Annotated in this window: 16 protein-coding genes; 6 read left to right on the top strand and 10 right to left on the bottom strand. The window is 73.3% G+C overall.

The window, feature by feature from the left end; translation table 11 throughout:
• Positions 1 to 173: 173 nt before the first annotated feature.
• From I5Q34_RS05195 to I5Q34_RS05205, 3 genes are all read right to left on the bottom strand, one after another.
• Positions 174 to 2,564 carry a glycoside hydrolase family 18 chitinase gene (locus tag I5Q34_RS05195; protein ID WP_199890951.1) on the bottom strand — a complete coding sequence of 797 codons (2,391 nt, stop codon included), beginning with the start codon at positions 2,562 to 2,564 and terminating at the stop codon, positions 174 to 176.
• Positions 2,565 to 2,671: 107 nt separating this feature from the next.
• Positions 2,672 to 3,328 (bottom strand): response regulator transcription factor, encoded by a 657-nt coding sequence (locus I5Q34_RS05200; RefSeq protein WP_199890952.1) that lies wholly within the window; start codon positions 3,326 to 3,328, stop codon positions 2,672 to 2,674.
• Positions 3,325 to 4,497, bottom strand: coding sequence for a sensor histidine kinase (locus I5Q34_RS05205; protein ID WP_199890953.1), 1,173 nt, complete (start codon positions 4,495 to 4,497; stop codon positions 3,325 to 3,327). Before I5Q34_RS05205 ends, I5Q34_RS05200 begins: the two co-directional genes overlap by 4 nt.
• A 158-nt stretch (positions 4,498 to 4,655) precedes the next feature.
• Between I5Q34_RS05205 and I5Q34_RS05210 the strand changes: the two genes are divergently transcribed.
• Positions 4,656 to 5,195: a hypothetical protein gene (locus I5Q34_RS05210; protein WP_199890954.1), complete on the top strand. Its 540-nt coding sequence runs from the start codon at positions 4,656 to 4,658 to the stop codon at positions 5,193 to 5,195.
• Positions 5,196 to 5,469: 274 nt separating this feature from the next.
• Here I5Q34_RS05210 and I5Q34_RS05215 read toward each other — a convergent pair whose 3' ends face one another.
• The gene (locus I5Q34_RS05215; RefSeq protein WP_199890955.1) at positions 5,470 to 6,042 is read right to left on the bottom strand and encodes a cob(I)yrinic acid a,c-diamide adenosyltransferase; all 573 of its coding nucleotides are present in this window, start codon (positions 6,040 to 6,042) and stop codon (positions 5,470 to 5,472) included.
• Between the two features lie 240 nt (positions 6,043 to 6,282).
• Here I5Q34_RS05215 and I5Q34_RS05220 point away from each other — a divergent pair, with 240 nt between their 5' ends.
• The 3 genes from I5Q34_RS05220 (at position 6,283) to I5Q34_RS05230 (ending at position 10,392) form a co-directional block, all read left to right on the top strand.
• Complete coding sequence (locus I5Q34_RS05220) at positions 6,283 to 7,131, top strand: 3-hydroxyacyl-CoA dehydrogenase family protein (RefSeq protein WP_199890956.1); 849 nt, start codon at positions 6,283 to 6,285, stop codon at positions 7,129 to 7,131.
• A 145-nt stretch (positions 7,132 to 7,276) separates the two neighbouring features.
• Entirely contained in the window at positions 7,277 to 7,642 is a 366-nt protein-coding gene (locus tag I5Q34_RS05225; protein WP_199890957.1) for an STAS domain-containing protein, read from the top strand.
• A 218-nt stretch (positions 7,643 to 7,860) separates the two neighbouring features.
• On the top strand, positions 7,861 to 10,392 hold the full coding sequence (locus tag I5Q34_RS05230) for an ATP-binding protein (protein WP_199890958.1): 2,532 nt from the start codon (positions 7,861 to 7,863) through the stop codon (positions 10,390 to 10,392).
• Between the two features lie 302 nt (positions 10,393 to 10,694).
• Here the strand turns inward: I5Q34_RS05230 and nucS are convergent, their stop codons facing one another.
• Complete coding sequence (gene nucS, locus I5Q34_RS05235; protein ID WP_199890959.1) at positions 10,695 to 11,354, bottom strand: endonuclease NucS; 660 nt, start codon at positions 11,352 to 11,354, stop codon at positions 10,695 to 10,697.
• 210 nt (positions 11,355 to 11,564) lie between these two features.
• On the opposite strand from nucS, the gene I5Q34_RS05240 reads away from it, so the two are divergent.
• Positions 11,565 to 11,957, top strand: a complete 393-nt coding sequence (locus tag I5Q34_RS05240) for an SCO5389 family protein (protein ID WP_199890960.1) — start codon at positions 11,565 to 11,567, stop codon at positions 11,955 to 11,957.
• A gap of 132 nt (positions 11,958 to 12,089) precedes the next feature.
• Here the strand turns inward: I5Q34_RS05240 and I5Q34_RS05245 are convergent, their stop codons facing one another.
• Positions 12,090 to 13,115, bottom strand: coding sequence for an LLM class flavin-dependent oxidoreductase (locus tag I5Q34_RS05245; RefSeq protein WP_199890961.1), 1,026 nt, complete (start codon positions 13,113 to 13,115; stop codon positions 12,090 to 12,092).
• A gap of 227 nt (positions 13,116 to 13,342) precedes the next feature.
• Here I5Q34_RS05245 and I5Q34_RS05250 point away from each other — a divergent pair, with 227 nt between their 5' ends.
• Positions 13,343 to 13,678 (top strand): ATP/GTP-binding protein, encoded by a 336-nt coding sequence (locus I5Q34_RS05250; RefSeq protein WP_199890962.1) that lies wholly within the window; start codon positions 13,343 to 13,345, stop codon positions 13,676 to 13,678.
• A gap of 149 nt (positions 13,679 to 13,827) precedes the next feature.
• Here the strand turns inward: I5Q34_RS05250 and I5Q34_RS05255 are convergent, their stop codons facing one another.
• From I5Q34_RS05255 to I5Q34_RS05270, 4 genes are all read right to left on the bottom strand, one after another.
• The gene (locus I5Q34_RS05255) at positions 13,828 to 14,721 is read right to left on the bottom strand and encodes an ABC transporter permease (protein WP_199890963.1); all 894 of its coding nucleotides are present in this window, start codon (positions 14,719 to 14,721) and stop codon (positions 13,828 to 13,830) included.
• Positions 14,718 to 15,902: an ATP-binding cassette domain-containing protein gene (locus I5Q34_RS05260; protein ID WP_199890964.1), complete on the bottom strand. Its 1,185-nt coding sequence runs from the start codon at positions 15,900 to 15,902 to the stop codon at positions 14,718 to 14,720. The genes I5Q34_RS05255 and I5Q34_RS05260 overlap by 4 nt, the downstream gene beginning before the upstream one ends.
• A 91-nt stretch (positions 15,903 to 15,993) precedes the next feature.
• Positions 15,994 to 16,836 (bottom strand): hypothetical protein, encoded by an 843-nt coding sequence (locus I5Q34_RS05265; protein ID WP_199890965.1) that lies wholly within the window; start codon positions 16,834 to 16,836, stop codon positions 15,994 to 15,996.
• Between the two features lie 337 nt (positions 16,837 to 17,173).
• Complete coding sequence (locus I5Q34_RS05270) at positions 17,174 to 17,944, bottom strand: ABC transporter permease (RefSeq protein ID WP_199890966.1); 771 nt, start codon at positions 17,942 to 17,944, stop codon at positions 17,174 to 17,176.
• Between the last annotated feature and the right edge of the window lies 1 nt (position 17,945).

Below are 17,945 nucleotides of genomic sequence, written 5' to 3' on the forward strand. Positions count from 1 at the left end.
GCCCGTCCGGCGCTTGAGGACAGCGCCCGAAGGGCGCTTCGGGGTGCAGGGGCGGAGCCCCGATTGCCGTGCGGAGCATGGGACCGGGGTGCGGGGGCGGAGCCTCCGCCGGTGGGGTGGGGGCTCCGCCCCCGGAAACGGTGAAAGGGCGGGGTGGGGCACAAACTCCCGCGTCAGCGCAGGCCGTTGTCCACGGCCGTCATCAGCGTGCCGCTGTCCCCGGACATCTCCCAGATCATCGCGCCGCCCAGGTTCTTCGACTTGATCCAGGCCGTCTTCTTGCCGATCGACCAGGCGTCGTCGAACGTCCACCACTGACCGTTGTCACCGGTGTAGCCGTACGTCGCCACCGACGTCTCGTCGTGGTAGATCTTCAGGCCGGGGACGGACGCCAGCAGGTTGTCGTAGCCGCGTGTTCCCGACTCCTCCGGGAACTGGCCCGGGGCCGCGCCGTTCGCCTTCTGCCAGACCCCGTTGGCGCCGCCGTCCGCGACCTGTTGCCAGCCGCGGCCGTAGAACGCCAGGCCGAGGACGACCTTCTGCGGGTCGACGCCCGCGTCGAGGTACGTCTGGACGGTCTTCTCGACGCTGAACTTGGTCGTGTACGGGTCCTTGGCGTCGGGGTGGAGGTTGCCCTGGTGACCGGTGAGGTTGGGCTCCCAGCTGTTGTCGCTGCCGGAGCCGTGGAAGTCGTAGCCCTGGACGTTGGCGTAGTCCATGTAGTCGAACACGCTGGGCGTGCCGTCCTTGGTGGTGATGTCCCAGCCCGCGTCGATCTTCGCCGGGTCGGCCGGAGTGAAGGCCGTGAGCAGGTACTTCTGCCCGCCGGAGCCGCTCAGCGCGTCCAGCTGGCGGCGGAACTCGGCGAAGAGCAGGGTGTTGTTGGCCTTGTCGTCCTTGGAGATGTGGTTCCCGGCGTGGCCCTCGGAGCCGGGCCATTCCCAGTCGAGGTCGAAGCCGTCGAAGATCCCGGCCGCGACCCCGGCGCCACCGCGGCCGTTGGTGACCGGGAGGTTCCCCTTGATGTACATGTCGATGCAGGACTTGACGAACTTCTGCCGCGACGCGTCGGTCTTGGCGACGTCGGAGAAGTACTTGCTGTACGTCCAACCGCCGATCGACATCAGCACCTTGAGCTGAGGGTGCTTGGCCTTGAGCTTCTTGAGCTGGTTGAAGTTGCCGGCCAGCGGCTGGTCCCAGGTGTCGCCGGCGCCGTCCACGGACTCGCCCGCGCCGAAGCTCTTCTCGTAGTCGGCCCAGGAATCGCCCGCTCCGTCACCCTGGTTGGGGTCCTGGGGGTTGGATCCGGTCGCCTTGGTGACGCCGTTGAGGCAGGTGAGGTTGTTCGGGTCGATGTTGGAGAAGGCGTAGTTGATGTGCGTGAGCTTGGCGGCGGCGCCCGTCGTCTCCAGGGACTTCACCGTGTAGCCCCGCCCGTAGATGCCCCACTGCGCGAAGTAGCCCGCCTTGACGGCGGCCGCCCCGGGCTGCGGCCGGCCGCCGCCCGTGGTCCGGATGGTCAGCGGGGCGCTGGCGGGCCCCGTCTGGCCGGCGGTGTCCCGGGCGACGACGGTGTAGGTGTAGTCGGTGCCGGCGGTCAGGCCGGAGTCGGCGTACGCGAGCTTGGTGACGGTCGCCGCCTTCACCGTGCCGCGGTAGACGTCGTACTCCTTGATGCCCTTGTCCGACGTGGCCGCCGTCCACTTGAGCGTGACCGACGTGTCGGTGACCGCCGTGGCCTGGGGCGTGCCGGGCGCGGTCGGCGGCTTGTCCGAACCGCCCTTCGTGGTGCGGAAGGTGGCCGCGGGACTGGCCGGCCCCGTCCTGTCGTTCACGTTGCGGGCGACGACGGTGTACGTGTACTCGGTGTCGGCGGCGAGGCCCGTGTCGGTGTACGCGAGCTTGGCCACCGTCGCGACCTTGTCCTTGCCGCGGTAGACGTCGTAGTTCTTGATGCCCTTGACGTCCGTGGCGGCCGCCCACTTCAGGGAGACGCTGTCGGCGGTCACCCCGGTCGAGGCCGGCTGCCCGGGCGCGCTGGGCGGGGTGCCGGTCGAAGAGCCGTCACAAGAACCGCCGTTGAGCTTGCAGCTCGCCGGCGATTCGGCGCCCGTGGCGACGAAGCCGAAGGTGACGCCGGCGCCGGGGGCGATCGAGCCGTTGTACTCGCGGTTCCTGGCCGTGTAGTGCGAGCCGGAGCCGGTGATCAGGGCGTCCCAGTAGGCGCCGACCGTGGTGGCGGCGGGGAAGTCCCACTCGACGGTCCACGCGTCGATCGGCGTGGTGCCGGTGTTCTTGACGGTCCACTCGCCCTGGTAGCCGCTGCCCCAGTCGGAGGTCTTGGTGAAGGTCGCCGTGGCCGAAGGCCCTTCGGCGGAGGCCGAGTTGGCCGGTGCGGCGAGGCCGACGAGCGCCGCGGCCGGGAGCAGCAGCGCGCCGAGCGCGGCGGTGATCCGGGTCCATGGGGTCCATGGAGAGGTGTGTCTGCGGTTCCGAGCTGTATGGGTGCTCAAGGAAGCTCCTCGGAGGAGGTCAGGAGGTGGTGGGGTGCGGGGGGTTTCCATGACCTGTGCGCAGCGGGGTGGGCGTGCGGTGGGGGGAGCTCGGGGGGTGTCTCGCGGTGCCGCTCACCACAGCTGTGAGGGGAGCGTAAGAAGGTCCGTACCAATGGTCAAGAGGTCTGGACCAGACCCCATTCCTGGGCCAGTACGGCCGCCTGCACCCGGCTCCGCAGCTCCAACTTCCCCAGCAGCCTGCTGACATGGGTCTTCGCCGTCGCCTCGGCCATGCCCAGCCGCGCGGCGATCTCCGCGTTGGACAGCCCCTCGCCCAGGCACACCAGCACCTCGCGCTCGCGCCGGGTGAGCGTCTCCAGAACGGAGGTGTCCGCCTGCGGCTCGGGCGCGCGCCGGGCGAACTCCGAGATGAGGCGCCGCGTCACGGCCGGCGAGATCAGGCCCTCGCCGCGCGCCACGGTCCGTACCGCCGTCACCAGGTCGGCGGCCTCGCTGTCCTTGAGCAGGAAGCCCGCCGCGCCGGCGCGCAGCGCGCCGAAGACGTACTCGTCCAGGTCGAAGGTGGTCAGCACGAGGACGTCGGCGAGGCGCTCGCCGGTGATCTGCCGGGTGGCCGAGATCCCGTCCAGCCGGGGCATCTGCACGTCCATCAGCACCAGATCCGGGCGCAGTTCGCGCGCCAGCCGCACGGCCTCCTCGCCGTCCGCCGCCTCGCCGACGACCTCGACGCCGGGCGCGGAGCGGAGGATCAGCACGAGGCCGGAGCGCACGGCGGCCTGGTCCTCGGCGACGACGATCCGTACGGTGGTCACTTGCCCTCCTCGTCCACGGGCAGCACCGCCCGTACCTGCCAATGCCCGTTCTCCGCGCCCGCCTCGAACTCCCCGCCGAGCAGGGCGACGCGCTCCCGCATCCCGATCAGCCCCGCGTGGGACCCGGGGGCCCGGGGCGAACGCCCGTCGTCGTCCAGCGGGCTGGTCACGCGTACCGTCAACGACTCCATGTCGCGGGTGAGTTCGACGGTCACCTCGCCGGGGGCGGCGTGCTTGACCGCGTTGGTCAGCGACTCCTGGACGACGCGGTAGGCGGCCAGTTCGACCGGCGCGGACAGCGGGCCCGGGCCGCGGCCGTCGCGGAGCTCGAAGCGGAAGCCGGAGCCGCCGGCGGTGGCGCGGGCCCGCTCCAGCAGGGCGTCGAGGCCGTCGAGCGTGGGCGTGGGCGCCGGTTCATCCGTGTCGCCCGCCTTGCGGAGCAGGCCGATCAGGCGGCGCATCTCCGCGAGTCCCTGGACGCTGTTCTCCCGGATCACGCCGAGCGCCTCGCGGGACGCCTGTTCCTCGTTGATCGACAGGGCGGCCGTGGAGTGGATCGCGATGGCCGACAGGTGGCCGGCGACCAGGTCGTGCAGCTCGCGCGCCATCCGCGCGCGCTCCGTGCCGACGGCCTGCCGCCGGTCCATCTCGGCCAGCAGGACGGTCCGTTCGGCCGCCAGCCGGGCGGCCTCGGCGGCGTCGCGGTGACGGCGGACGCCGACGCCGGTCCAGGCCGGGGCGATGGTGACGACGGCCAGGGCGAGGCCGATCAGCACGGCCTCGGGTCTGCGGATGAGCGCGACGGACAGCAGCATCCCGGCCACGGTGAGCACTTCGCAGGCGCGGGGGATGAGGCGGTACGCGGCCGGGGGGCCGTACATCACGGCCGCGTACACCAGGTCGGTGAACATCACCGTGGTGGTGGTCAGATTGCCCGAGCACAGGTCCAGCGCCAGCGCGGGCGTCCCGACGGCGAGCCCGAGGAGGGGCTTGCGGCGGCGCAGCAGCTCGGCCCCGACCATCACCGCCAGCGCGAGGAGCGCCAGCCGTCCCGGCAGGCCGGCCATGACCGGCCGGCTGCTCAGCCCCAGCGCGTACAGCGCCAGGCCGCCGGTCAGTCCGGCGGCCGCGATCAGCAGGTCGTCGCGGTGGGGGAGGAGGCGGGGCATGGGTCCATCACAGCACGTCGGAGGGGGTGGGGGCGTCCGCCGGCCGGGCGCCGGGCGGGCGCGGGCGTACATCGAAGGATGCAGTCGGGAATCGCCGTCCGCGACGACGAAACGGCCGCCGGGCGCGGAGAGGCTGGGAGGGAGGGAAGGAGAGGGCCGTGATCGTCACGTTGATCGTCGCCTGCGAGGTCGGCTTCTGGATTCTGCTGGCCGTGGGACTGGCCCTGCGCTACCTGGCGAAGATGCCGCGCGCGGGGGCCGCGGTGCTGCTGCTGGAACCGCTGCTGGAGGTCGTCCTGCTGATCGCCACCGCGATCGACCTGCGCAACGGGGCCGAGGCGGACTGGAAGCACGGCCTCGCGGCGGTCTACATCGGCTTCTCCGTCGGCCTCGGCCACTCCACGGTCAAGTGGGTCGACGCGCGCGTCGCCCACCGCTTCGCGGGCGGCCCGCCGCCAGCCAGGCCGCCGAAGTACGGCCGCGCCCGGGCCGTCCACGAGTGGCGGACGGCGGGCAAGTGGATCCTGGCGTCGTCGGTGGCGATCGGCCTGCTCCAGGCGGCCGTCTGGTACGTCGGGGACTCGGGGGACATCAGCTCGCTGCGGGACTGGCAGAGCAAGATGCTGCTGGTGATCGGCATCAACCTCGTCGTCGCCCTGAGCTACACGCTGTGGCCGAAGCGGGAGCCGCTGCGCTGAGCGGTCCGCCGGATGCGCGGCCGGTCGGCTGCGGGCCGTCCGCGGCCGGTCGCGCCCGCGCGGCGGGGCCGTACGTCGGAACGGCCCCGCGCCGGACTTCCATGAGGCCGGACTTCCAGGAGCCCGCTCAGTGCCCCCGGCGCAGCGCGTCAGCGGTTCTCGCCGGGTATCCGGAGGGTGTCGCCGATCTCTTTGTTCGCCGTCCTGGCCAGGATGCTGTGCTGTTCCGGGGGCAGCCCCCGGACCCCCGGCCGGACCGGGTCGCCGTCGTGGGTCAGCGGTTCTCGCCGGGCACCCAGAGGATGTCCCCGATCTCCTTGTTCGCCGTCCTGGCCAGGATGAACAGCAGGTCCGACAGCCGGTTCAGGTACGTCGCGGCGAGCGGGTTCATCGTCTCGCCGTGCGTCTCCATCGCCTTCCACGTGGACCGCTCCGCCCGCCGGACGACCGTGCACGCCTGGTGCAGCAGCGCCGCCCCCGGCGTCCCGCCCGGCAGGATGAAGCTGCGCAGCTTCTCCAGCCCCGCCAGGAAGCGGTCGCAGTCCGCCTCCAGCCGGTCGATGTAGGACTGCTCCACCCGCAGCGGCGGGTACTTGGGGTCCTCGACGACCGGCGTCGCCAGGTCGGCCCCCACGTCGAACAGGTCGTTCTGCACCCGGACGAGCACCGGCACGATCTCCTCCGGCAGCTGCCCGAGCGCCAGCGCGACCCCGATCGCCGCGTTGGCCTCGTTCGCGTCCGCGTACGCGGAGATGCGCGGATCGGTCTTGGCGGTCCGGCTCATGTCGCCGAGGGCGGTCGTGCCCTTGTCGCCGGTGCGGGTGTAGATGCGCGTCAGGTTGACCATGGGTCCGAGGGTAGTCCCCGTCGCCGGACCCGGCCTCCGCCGCGATGCGCGGGGCGGAAGTGGCGCGAATGTGACGTGTGTTCCTCCCGGTAGCACTGTCGTGGCACCGTCCAGTGTGATGTCCGTCATTTGGGACGTGACGCGCATCTCTAAGCCTCCTCCCGCGCGGCGACGGGCGCTAAGGTCCGCCGCAGAGCCGTGTGTGAACAGCCGTAAGTGAACAGGGAGAAGGGGACACCAGTGGCCAAGAAACTCGCCGTCATCGGGGCCGGGCTGATGGGCTCCGGCATTGCTCAGGTGTCCGCCCGGGCGGGCTGGGACGTCGTACTGCGGGACGTGACGGACGAGGCCCTCAAGCGGGGGACCGACGGGATCCGGGCGTCGTACGACAAGTTCGTCTCCAAGGGGAAGCTGGAGGCCGCGGCGGCGGACGCCGCGTTCGCGCGGATCACCGCGACCACGGACCTGGACGCGGCGGCCGACGCGGACGTCGTGGTCGAGGCGGTCTTCGAGGACGTCGAGGTCAAGAGGGACATCTTCCGGGCCCTGGACGGGATGGTGGGGGAGGGGACCCTGCTCGCCTCCAACACGTCCGCCATCCCGATCACCAAGATCGCGGCGGCGACGGGCCGGCCGGAGCGGGTCGTCGGCGTCCACTTCTTCTCGCCGGTCCCGCTGATGCAGCTGTGCGAGCTGGTGCGCGGGCACAAGACGAGCGACGAAACCCTGGCCGCGGCACGGGAGTTCGCCGAAGGCGTCGGCAAGACCTGCATCGTGGTCAACCGGGACGTGGCGGGGTTCGTGACGACCCGGCTGATCACGGCGCTGGTGGGCGAGGCGATCAAGCTCTACGAGTCCGGGGTCGCCTCCGCCGAGGACATCGACGTCGCCTGCCGGCTCGGATTCGGCCACGCCATGGGCCCGTTGGCCACCACCGACCTCACGGGCCTGGACATCCTGCTGCACGCGATGGGCAACATCTACACCGAGACCCAGGACGAGAAGTTCGCGCCGCCGGAGATCATGCGCCGCATGGTCGACGCGGGCGATCTGGGCCGGAAGAGCGGTCAGGGCTTCTACCAGTACTGACCGGTGTGCTCCAAAACTCGTTCACTCCACCGTGTGAATTGGGTATTGGTTCGCTTACAGGTGGCAACTTTGTTGTGCGAGAGGCAGTCAGTTCCTTAGAGCCACAGCCACATCCCACCGCATCGCAGCACCCAGGGGAGCGCATATGCACATCAGGGGCGACCACGCCGAACTGGTCGTCGGGGGCCGCCTCGACGTCCGCAACGCGGCGGACGCCCGAACGGTCCTGCACTCCGCGCTCGACGCCGGCCGGGGCGACCTCGTCCTCGACCTGACCGAGCTCGACTCCTGGGACGCCACCGGTCTCGGGGTCATCATGGGGGCCCACCGCCGGGCCGGACGCACCGGCCGGCGGCTGGTGCTGCGCGGCGTGCCGGACCGGATGCAGCGGGTGCTCGTGGCCACCCGGCTGCACCGCATCCTCGCCTTCGAGGACGACGCGCAGCCGGGGCCCCCGGCCCCGCTCCCGGCGTGCGACCGCGCGCTGAGGCGCAGTCCGCAAACCTCCTGAGCCCGGGCTGCGGAATCCTCATCAGGCCGGACTCCGCAATCCTCACGAGACTGTGACGCCCGGGGCGCCGCGCCGCCCTTCATGTCGGAGATACTGTCCCAAGGTCTGTTCGGTTTCCCGTTCCTCCATCAGCTCGTGGCGGGCGCCGGACCCGAGGTCGCAGCGCCCGGACAAGGCCGGGAGACACGACGGCAGCCACGCGACTGGGGGCTTGGACCATGGACCCGACGAACCGGGAACCCGAGGCACCGCGCACGGACGCGGACGCGTCCGCGCAGGACGCCGCGCGCGAGCCCGTACCGGCGCGGGTCGTCCAGCTCGTCGCCGGTGACTACCTGCTGACCGTCAACCCCGTGGACGGCAGCGAGATAGAGCCCTGCCCGCCCGGCCGGCTCCCCGCCCCCGCCGAGCGCCGCGCCGCCGCCGACCGCGCCGAGCGGGACCGGGCCGCCGCACCGCCGGAGCCCGCCGGCGACCCGGGCCCCGCGCTGCCCCTCGTCGGCCGCGGCGAGGTGCGCGGGAGACTGGGCCAACTGCTGTCGCGCGGACGCTCCGTACGCCTCACCGGCCCCGCCGGCTCCGGGCGCACCGCGCTGCTCGACGCCGTGGCCGCCGACTGCGCGGACCTGGCCCCCGACGGGGTCGTCCGGCTGAACGGCCGCCACCGGACCGCCGCGGACCTGCTGCACGAGCTCTTCACCGCCGTCCACCACGCGCCGCTGCACCGGCCCGACCGGGCCGGACTGCTCGCCGTCGTACGGGAGACCGGCGCCGTCGTCGTCCTGGACGACCTGGAGTTCGGCGGTGCCGCGCTCGACGAGCTGCTGGACGCCACCCCCGAGTGCGCCTTCCTCTTCGCCGCGAAGCCGGGCGTCACGGCGCCCTCCGGGGACGCCCACGTGGAGGAGGTCTCCCTCGGCGGCCTCGACCGCACCGACTGCCTGGAGCTGCTGGAGGCGGCCGTCGGACGGCCGCTGACCGACGAGGAGGCCGACTGGGCGGCCGACCTGTGGGTGGAGTCCGACGGGCTGCCGCTGCGGTTCGTCCAGGCCGGGGCGGTGCTGCGGCAGCGGGACGCCGATGTGGCCGGGGCCGCGGCGGCCACCGACGCGCCGTTCAGCATTCCCGAGGACGGCACCCCGCCGGAGGAGCCGGCCGTCGGCCGCGCCGCGCTGCCGCGGGGCGTCGCCCCGGCCGTGCCGCTGGCCGCCCGGCTCGGCCCGGTCGCCCGCGCCACCCTGCGCCTCGCGCTCGCGCTCGGCGGCGAGGTGCCCCACCAGGCGCAGCTGCCGGCGCTCGTCGGGGACACCCACGCGGACGCCGCCGTGGGCGAGTTGCTCGCCTGCGGGCTGATCGGCGCGGTGGGCGCGCACTACCGGCTGGCCGCCGGGGTGGCCGCGCAGCTGGCCGACGCGGGGTACGACGACGGGGGCGGGGCCGAGCGCGTGCTCACCGTCGCCCAGCACTACTCCTGGTGGGCCGGGCATCCGTCCGTCACTCCGGAGCGCATCGCGGCCGAGGCCGACACGATCCTCGCGGCGCTGGCGGCCCTGGTGTCCGGCGGAGCGGCCGGGCAGCCGGCGGCCGCGGTGCTGCTGGCCCGCACCGCCGCGCCGGCCTTCGCCGGTGCCCTGCACTGGAGCGCCTGGGAGCGGGGGCTGCGGCACGGGCAGGAGGCGGCGCGGCTGGCCGGGGAGGTCGGCGAAGAAGCGTATTTCCACCACGAGTTGGGCGTGCTGGCGCTGTGCACCGGCAACATCGACCGGGCCCGCGCCGAGCTGGAGGCGTCCACCGGGCTGCGTGGTGTCCTGGCGGACAAGCGGGGGGCGGTCGCGAGCCGGCGGGCGCTGGCGCTGGTCGCGGACCGGTCGCGGCCCGTGACTCCGCCGGTCGCGGTTCCCGTGCCGGTGACGCCGGTTCGTCCGGTGGCTGCGGCCGGGCGGGCGGCCCGGATGCCGCAGACGCCCGGGGGCGAGGAGGTGCCGGCCGCGCGCAGCGAGCAGTCGGCGACGCCGCCTGCCGTCCGGCCTGTCGTGGCCCCCGCTCCTGATCCGGACGGTGTCACCACCGCCGCCTTCCGCAAGGTGCCCGCGGCGGGCGCGGGGAAGCGCGCGGCCGGGGTGCAGGCGTGGGCCCAGAAGCTGACCTCCAACGGGGCCCGGCGCAATCTCGTGGCGGCGGGCGCGGGGGTGGTGCTCGCGGCCGTCCTCGGTACGGTCGTCACGCTCGGCGCGACGTCCGGCAACGGGAGCCGGGGCGGCGCCGATTCGAAGGACGTCAAGCCCGGGCCGTCCGCGTCGCAGCAGGACGATGACGGCGGGATGAGCGCCGACCGGCCGCAGGTGGGCCACGACGGGCCGGCGCCGGTGTCCGGCGGACGGCCGTCGGCCCGGCCGGAGCGGTCGGGCGGGCCGGAGGAGTCGGCGACGCCGTCCGGGACGCCTTCCGGGACGGGGACGCCGTCGCCGTCGGGGAGCGGGACGCCGGACGGGACGCCTTCGCCGACGCGGACGCCGGGGGGCGGGGACTCGACGTCTCCTCGGCCCTCGGGTGATCCCCGGCCGTCCGGTGACCCGAAGCCTTCGGGCGACCCGAAGCCGTCCGGGGATCCGGAGCCGACGCGGGATCCGGGTCCGAAGCCGACGGATGGGGGGCATGAGACGGTGCCTCCGCCGGCGTCGCATTCGCCCGGGGGCGGGAGCACGACGGCTTCGGCCGGGGGGTCGGGGGCGGGTAGGCAGTCGCCCTGACGGGCGGTGTTGTGCCCCGGCCCCGCCCTTTCACCGTTTCCCCGGGGCAAGTCCCCGGGCCCCGCAACGCGGCTTCGCCGCGTATCCGGGGGCTGCGCCCCCTGGGCCCCTGGAACCGCGCTCCGCGCGGTTGTCCTCAAACGCCGGACGGGCTGGATTCGTGCCAGGGCGCGCACTTCAGCCTGTCCGGCGTTCGAGGACGAGCGCGCGGAGCCGCGATGCGGGGTCCGGGGCGGAGCCCCGGTGGGGTCGCGAAGGGGCGTGGCCCCCGCGGAAACGGGGAAAGGGCGGGGGCGAACCCCTCAGAACAGGCGCAGCTTGTCGTCCTCGATGCCGCGGAGCGCGTCGTAGTCCAGGACGACGCAGCCGATGCCGCGGTCCGTCGCCAGGACGCGCGCCTGCGGCTTGATCTCCTGGGCGGCGAAGACGCCGCGCACCGGCGCGAGATGCGGGTCCCGGTTGAGCAACTCCAGGTAGCGCGTGAGCTGCTCGACCCCGTCGATCTCGCCGCGGCGCTTGAGCTCGACGGCCACCGTCCGCCCGTCCGCGTCGCGGCAGAGGATGTCCACGGGGCCGATGGCCGTGGGGTATTCACGGCGGATGAGCGTGTAGCCCTCGCCGAGGGTCTCGATGCGGTCCGCGAGGAGCTCCTGGAGGTGCGCTTCCACGCCGTCCTTGATGAGACCCGGGTCCACGCCGAGCTCGTGCGAGGAGTCGTGGAGGACCTCCTCCATGGTGATGATGAGCTTCTCGCCCGCCTTGTTGATCACCGTCCAGACGCCCTCGGCCTCTTTGAGGGTGCACGGCGGGGACATCCAGTTGAGGGGCTTGTAGGCCCGGTCGTCCGCGTGGATCGAGACGCTGCCGTCGGCCTTGACCAGGATCAGACGGGGGGCGGAGGGCAGGTGGGCGGTGAGCCGGCCCGCGTAGTCCACGGAGCAACGGGCGATGACGAGACGCATGGTGGGCCACGCTACTCGACTCCCGGCGCTCGACGCGATTCGCCCTGGACCGTCCCCTTCGCCGTTGGCCTGTTGTCGGTACGTTCTCCTGGTGGGGCAGCAGTGGCCGGATTACCGTTGGAGCGGGCGGTCGTCGTACGGGCACAGGGCGTCGTCGTCCGCTCGCCCATCCCGAAGACCCCGCCCGCGGGGTCGCGAGAGGAGAACCCCATGTCGCTCGACGTCTCACCGGCCCTCCTTGAACAGGCCGAGCGAGGCGAGGTCGACGAAGCGGACTTCGTCGACTGCGTCCGGATCTCCCTGCCCTACGCATGGGAGTTGATCAGCTCGCTCGTGGCCCGGCTCAGGGAAGACGGTGGTGAGTTCGCCGACAACCTCACCCCGCCGCCGTCCGAACTCCACCGCGGCCAGCTCCTCAGGGTTCTGGCGAGCGATGCGATCCGGGGGGCGCTGCAGCGGCACTTCGGGGTCCGCCTGGCCTTCCAGAACTGCCACCGGGTGGCGGTCTTCCCGCTCGGCCCCTCGGCCGACGCGCGGCTGGACCGCTTCACCTCGGTGCGCAGCCAGGTGCTCAACCAGTCCCCGGAGCTGCGCGACTGCTGACCCGGCCATCCTGTTGTTCGGCGCTGCTGCCGCCCCGCGTGCGGGGGATGCGAACGGTACGGGAGCGGCAGCTCCCCGGAGCCTGTGACCGGGGAGCAAGGGGAGCAGCGGGAGTCTGGGGAGCAGGGGGAGTCAGGCGAGCAGGGGGAGGACGTCGTCGCCGAGGCGGCGCAGGTTCTCCTCGGTGGCGGCCAGGTCGCCCGAGCCCTCCGCCAGCAGCGCGAAGCGGCGGACGCCGGTGCGTTCGGCGGTGGCCGCGAGGCGGTCCGCGCACAGCCGCGGCGGGCCGACGGGGTGGATGCGGCAGAGCAGCTCGGTGTACTCCCGGGGGTCCCGCATCCGGCGTTCCCGTCCGTCGACGGTGACGTGCGCCCCCAGCCCCTGGCGCAGCCAGCCGGGCATGGCCTTCAGCAGGGTCTCGGCGGCCTCCGGCTGCCGGTCCCCGACCTGGACGACGCCGGCCGCCACGTGCCCGGGGTCCGCGGCCTCCTCGGGGGACGCGCCCGCCTCCAGGGCGCACTCGCGCCACAGGGACACCATCCGTGCCTTCTCCTCGTCCGTGCTGTGCATGCCCAGGAGCATCGGCAGCCGGTGCCGGGCGGCGAGCCGGACGCTCGCGGGCGAGGTGCAGGCGACCATCACCGGCGGCCCGGAGTGGCCGAAGAGGTCGTCGGCGCGGGGGACGACGGGGACCTCGCGGAAGGTGAACCGCTCGCCGGACGCGCTCACCCGGGGCTCGCGCAGCCAGCGCATCAGCAGTTCGAGGGATTCCGGAAACGCTTCTTCGTAAGCGGCGAGACCCGCGTTGAACACTTCCAGGTCCACCCAGGGGCCGCCGCGGCCCACCCCCAGGGTGAACCTGCCGCCGGAGGCGAGGTGCAGCAGCGCCGTCTGTTCCCCGAGGGTCACGGGGTGCGTGGTGGGCAGCACGCTCACGGCGGTGCCCACCCGGATCCGCCGGGTGCGGCCCAGCAGCAGCCCGGCCAGCGTGACGGCGGACGGGCAGACGCCGTAGGGGACGAAGTGGTGCTCGGCCACCCAGACCGCGTCCAGCCCGGCCTCCTCGGCGACCTCCGCGGTCCGCACCGCCCGGTGGAGGGCCTCGACATGGCCCTGGCCCGGGAACTGAGCGGCCAGGACGAACGCTCCAACGCGCATCGCTTGTCTGCCTCCTGGCGGTCCTGCTGGCGGTTCTTCCGCCGGTTTTGTGCGATCCATCGGCGAATTAACGTTTGACCGGTGCCGGAAGGTACGGGCGTTCAGGAAGTTTTCATGATGATCCGAGAAGCGGGGTGGGTAGGCGCTCGGTACACCGGGCCGGGGGCGTCACGCCGACGCGTACCCTGGTCGCGGCCCGTAGCCCGCCCCGACCTCCGAGGTGACCCGTGTCCCCGCGCCGAAACCGCCCGCGAGGCGGCGCCGTCAGGCCAGCAGCAGCGCCGTCCCCGCACGAGACCGGCGTGCGCTACGGCCTGGAGCAGACGGAGAGCTGGCAGGGCGAGGACTGGTCGGTCCGCATGATCGGCGGCGGTGCCGCCGCCAAGCACTACCGGTGCCCCGGCTGCGACCAGGAGATCCCGCCCGGCGTGCCGCACCTGGTGGTGTGGCCGCAGTACGGCGCGGGCGTCGAGGACCGGCGGCACTGGCACAAGTCCTGCTGGAACGCGAGGGACCGCCGGAGCGCGAGGCTCCAGCGGTCCCGTAACGCACCGCGCTACTAGCCAGGGCGTGTCCGATGGCTCCTGGCCTGCCGCCCGTGTCACGCGGCAGGCCTCGTGAGCTGCCGACCACCCCACAGGGAGTATCCGTTCCGGCGAGGCGGCGGCGTCAAGGGCCATCGGACACGCCCTGGGCGGTTCCGAGGGGCGCGTCAGGCGTCGCGCCGGGTCATCGAGGTGTACGCGCCGCCCAGGGCGATCGCGGTGACGCCGAGGACGACCCACAGCGGCGTCCAGCCGGAGGGGCCGCCGTCGCCGAGCTCGGCGCCGTAGAAGGTGGCGAGCTGGCTGGGGATCGACCAGGTGGCGAGCGCCTTGCCGACCGGCCGGACGGCGTCGGACATCATGAACAGCGCCAGCAGCGGCGGCAGCAGCACCAGGCCGAGCATGCTGGTGATCGCGCCCGCCGAGTGCCGCAGCAGCGCGCCCACGGCCAGCGACAGCAGGCCCAGCAGCGCCACGTAGAGGCTCACGCCGAGGGTCGCCTTGAGCCACTCCGAGCCGCTGATCCCCTCCGTCGTCAGGTCGCTCATCAGACCGGCGTCGAGCAGGGCCACCAGCGTGGTGGCCACCAGCGTCAGCACGAAGGTCAGCGCGAAGAAGACGATCGCCTTGGCACCCAGCACCCGGCCGCGGCTGGGGCAGGCGGTGAGGGTGGTGCGGATCAGGCCGGTGCCGTACTCGGACGAAATCGTCAGCACGCCCAGGGTGAGCAGCGGGATCATGCCGAGGAGCACGCCCACGAAGCCCATGCCCAGGACGTCCCCCTGGATGTCGCCCTCGTCGGCCACGTTGTAGGTGACGAGCGCGATCAGGGCGCCGATGCCCATGACGATGACGAGCATGGTGCCCAGCGTCCACATCGTGGACCGCAGCGACCTGATCTTGGTCCACTCGGCGGCGATGGCGTCGCCCAGGGTGGCCTGGCGCACGGGGATCGGGGACACATAGCCGCCGGCCGGGGCCTGGCCGGGCCAGAACTGCTGGGCGGGCGCCTGGCCCTGCGGGGCGGGCGCGGCGGGCGGAGGTGTCATCGGGGCGGTCATCGGGCGTCCTCGCTGTCACGCTTGGTCAGATCGGCGACGGGGGCAGGAGCGGCGGCCGGGGCCGGCGGGGCGACAGGGGCGGCCGCCGGCATCTGGGGCGCGGCGGGCTGCTGCGGCGGGACGGGCGGCTGCTGCTGCGCGTACGGGTTGGGCTGCTCGCCGGGCAGCACCGGGTAGCCGCCCGGTCCGCCCCAGCCCTGCGGCGCGGGCGCGCCCGGCATCGCGTACCCCGGCGCCGGCTGCTGGAAGCCGGCGCGCATGTCCTGGGTCGAGCGGTAGTCGACGGCGCCCTGCGTCATGCGCATGTAGGCCTCCTCCAGGGACGCCTGGTGCGGCGAGAGCTCCCACAGCCGGATGTCCGCGGTGTGCGCGAGGTCGCTGATGCGGGGCAGGTCGAGACCGGTGACGCGCAGCGCGCCGTCCGGCTCGGGCAGCACCTGGCCGCCCGCCTCGACCAGCGCCGAGGTGAGCTTCTCGCGCCCCTCCGGCTCGCCGTCCGGCGTGCGGACGCGCGCGAAGCCGGCGGAGTTCGCGGCGATGAAGTCCTGGACGCCCATGTCGGCCAGCAGCTGCCCGCGGCCGATGACGATGAGGTGCTCGGCGGTCAGCGCCATCTCGCTCATCAGGTGCGAGGAGACGAAGACCGTACGGCCCTCGGCGGCCAGCCGCTTCATCAGGTTGCGGACCCACAGGATGCCCTCGGGGTCCAGGCCGTTGACCGGCTCGTCGAAGAGCAGCACCTGCGGGTCGCCGAGCAGCGCCGCGGCGATGCCCAGCCGCTGGCCCATGCCGAGCGAGAAGCCCTTCGAGCGCCGCTTGGCCACGTCCTGGAGGCCGACGACGCCCAGCACCTCGTCCACCCGGCGGGCCGGGATGCCGGAGAGCTGCGCCAGGGAGAGCAGGTGGTGGTACGCGCTGCGCCCGCCGTGCACCGCCTTGGCGTCGATCAGGGCACCGACCTGGCGGGGCGCGTTGGGCAGCTCCCGGTAGGGGCGGCCGCCGATGGTGACCCGGCCCGAGGTGGGCACGTCCAGGCCGAGGATCATGCGCATGGTCGTGGACTTCCCGGAGCCGTTGGGCCCCAGGAAGCCGGTTACCACGCCCGGCCTCACCTGAAATGTCAGGTTGTGCACGGCCGTCTTGGCGCCGTAGCGCTTCGTCAGGCCGACTGCCTCGATCATTCTCCGCCCCTCGCGAGATGGTCGGGGCACATGCCCCCGTTCGGGTTAGGAGGATAACGAGCGGCTGACGTGATCCGGGAATGCCGTCCGCTCACGGGGACAGCTCGGCGTGGCTGAGGTCGCTCCTCCCGGACGCCGCCGGAAGCCCCTCCTCCGCGAGGACCCAGCCCTCCGCGGCGAAGATCCGGGCACCCTCCTCCCGCACGGCGTCGTCCGACCGCGCCCGCTCGGTCCAGCTCGCCGGATCCGGCCCGAGCAGCGCCCGCAGCCGCGGCGAGGCGGCGAGCAGCGCCCGCAGCAGGGCGGCCTGGTCGCCGCCGCCGGGTCTGGGACGGCCGGTGGCCGGGTCCAGCAGGACGCCGTGGCGCGAGACGTACGCGTAGGCGCCGCCCAGCCGGGGACCGGACGGAAGCGTCATCGGGTACGCCGCCCCGGGCAGCAGCACCCTGCGGTAGTGCACCTCGGAGGCGTCCACGACGGCCAGCTGCGCCGCGTCCAGCCAGCCGACCACCAGCCGCCGCCCGGCCTCCGGGTCGGCGTACGGGGCCGCGGCCACGTACCCGGCGCGGCCGATGTGGGCCGAGCAGCCCACGCCGACGCCGCGGACCGTCACCGGCACCATGGGCACCACGGCCGGCAGCCCGGCCCCGGCGAGCTTGTGCCCGATCTGGGCGGGGGAGGCGTTGGAGCCCACGGCCACCACGGGGTGCCGCCCGCCGGCGGGCGGCGCGCCCAGGGCGCCGAGCACGGCGTCCAGCGTCCCCGCACCGCCCGGGACGGGCCAGGTCCCCAGCGGCCCCGGACCCGCCCGCAGCGGCAGCAGCTCGTCCCCGCACAGCAGACAGGGCTCCGGAGCCGGCCGGCCGGGATAGTCCAGGGGCCGCAGGAACGGGACGGAGTGCAGGCCGAGGTCGCGCAGCCGGCGGCCCGTCATGGGGGGCCGCTCGTGACAGGACGCCGGGAGGGGCGGTGCGGGGCGGTCCGCGTGACGGATGCGTCCGGGTACTCCCCGGCGGTGTGGCACCGTGCGTGGCGCTGGGAGTCCGGGCGGCGCCCCGGGCGGTGCGGGGCGGCCTGTGTGACGGACGTGTGCGGGCACCCCGGGGCGGCGTGGCACCGCGCCCTGCGCCCGGAGTCCGTGGAGATCCGCCGGGACGGGCGGCGCCCCGGGCGGTGCGGGGCGGCCCGCGTGACGGACGCGTGCGGGCACCCCGGGGCGGCGTCGCACCGCACGCGGCACCCCGAGTCCGTGAAGATCCGCCGGAAGGGCACTACGCGTCGCGCCTCTTGAGCACCAGGTAGCCGCCCACCAGCGCGGCGGCCACCCAGAGCACCATGATCCCGAAGCCGCCCCAGGGCCCGTACGGCGCCTTGTCGTCGGCCAGCACCACCTTCATGACCTTCTGCCCGGCCTGGTCCGGCAGGTACTGGGCGACCTTCTCCGTCGCCGAGACGGCGGCCAGGATGTTGGAGATCAGGAAGAAGAACGGCATCAGGATGCCCAGCGCCAGCATCGGCCCGCGCACCATCGTCGCGACGCCCATGGAGAACACCGCGATCAGCGCCATGTACAGCCCGCCGCCGACCACCGCGCGCGCCACCCCCGGATCGCCCAGCGACGCCCGGTGCCCGCCGAGCATCGCCTGGCCGGCGAAGAAGGACAGGAAACTGGTGGCCATACCGACGACCAGCGCGAGCGCCGCCGCAATTGCGATCTTGCTGAACAGAAAGGTGCCGCGCTGCGGAACGGCCGCGAGCGAGGTGCGGATCATTCCGGTGCTGTATTCATTGGAGACCACCAGCACCCCGAAAACGATCAATGCGAGCTGGCCGAGTCCCATACCGGCGAAACTGACGAAGGTCGGATCGAAAGTCATCCGCTCGGCGACCGACATGTCGTCGAACTTGCTGTTCACCAATGCGCTGATCAGCACGCCGAGAGCGACGGTGACGAGGAAACCGGTGCCGAGCGTCCACACCGTGGAACGCACCGATTTGATCTTCGTCCATTCCGAGCGCAGAACCTGCGTGACCACGGCCATC

The organism is Streptomyces sp. AV19 (assembly GCF_015999245.1).
Taxonomy (GTDB): Bacteria; Actinomycetota; Actinomycetes; order Streptomycetales; family Streptomycetaceae; genus Streptomyces.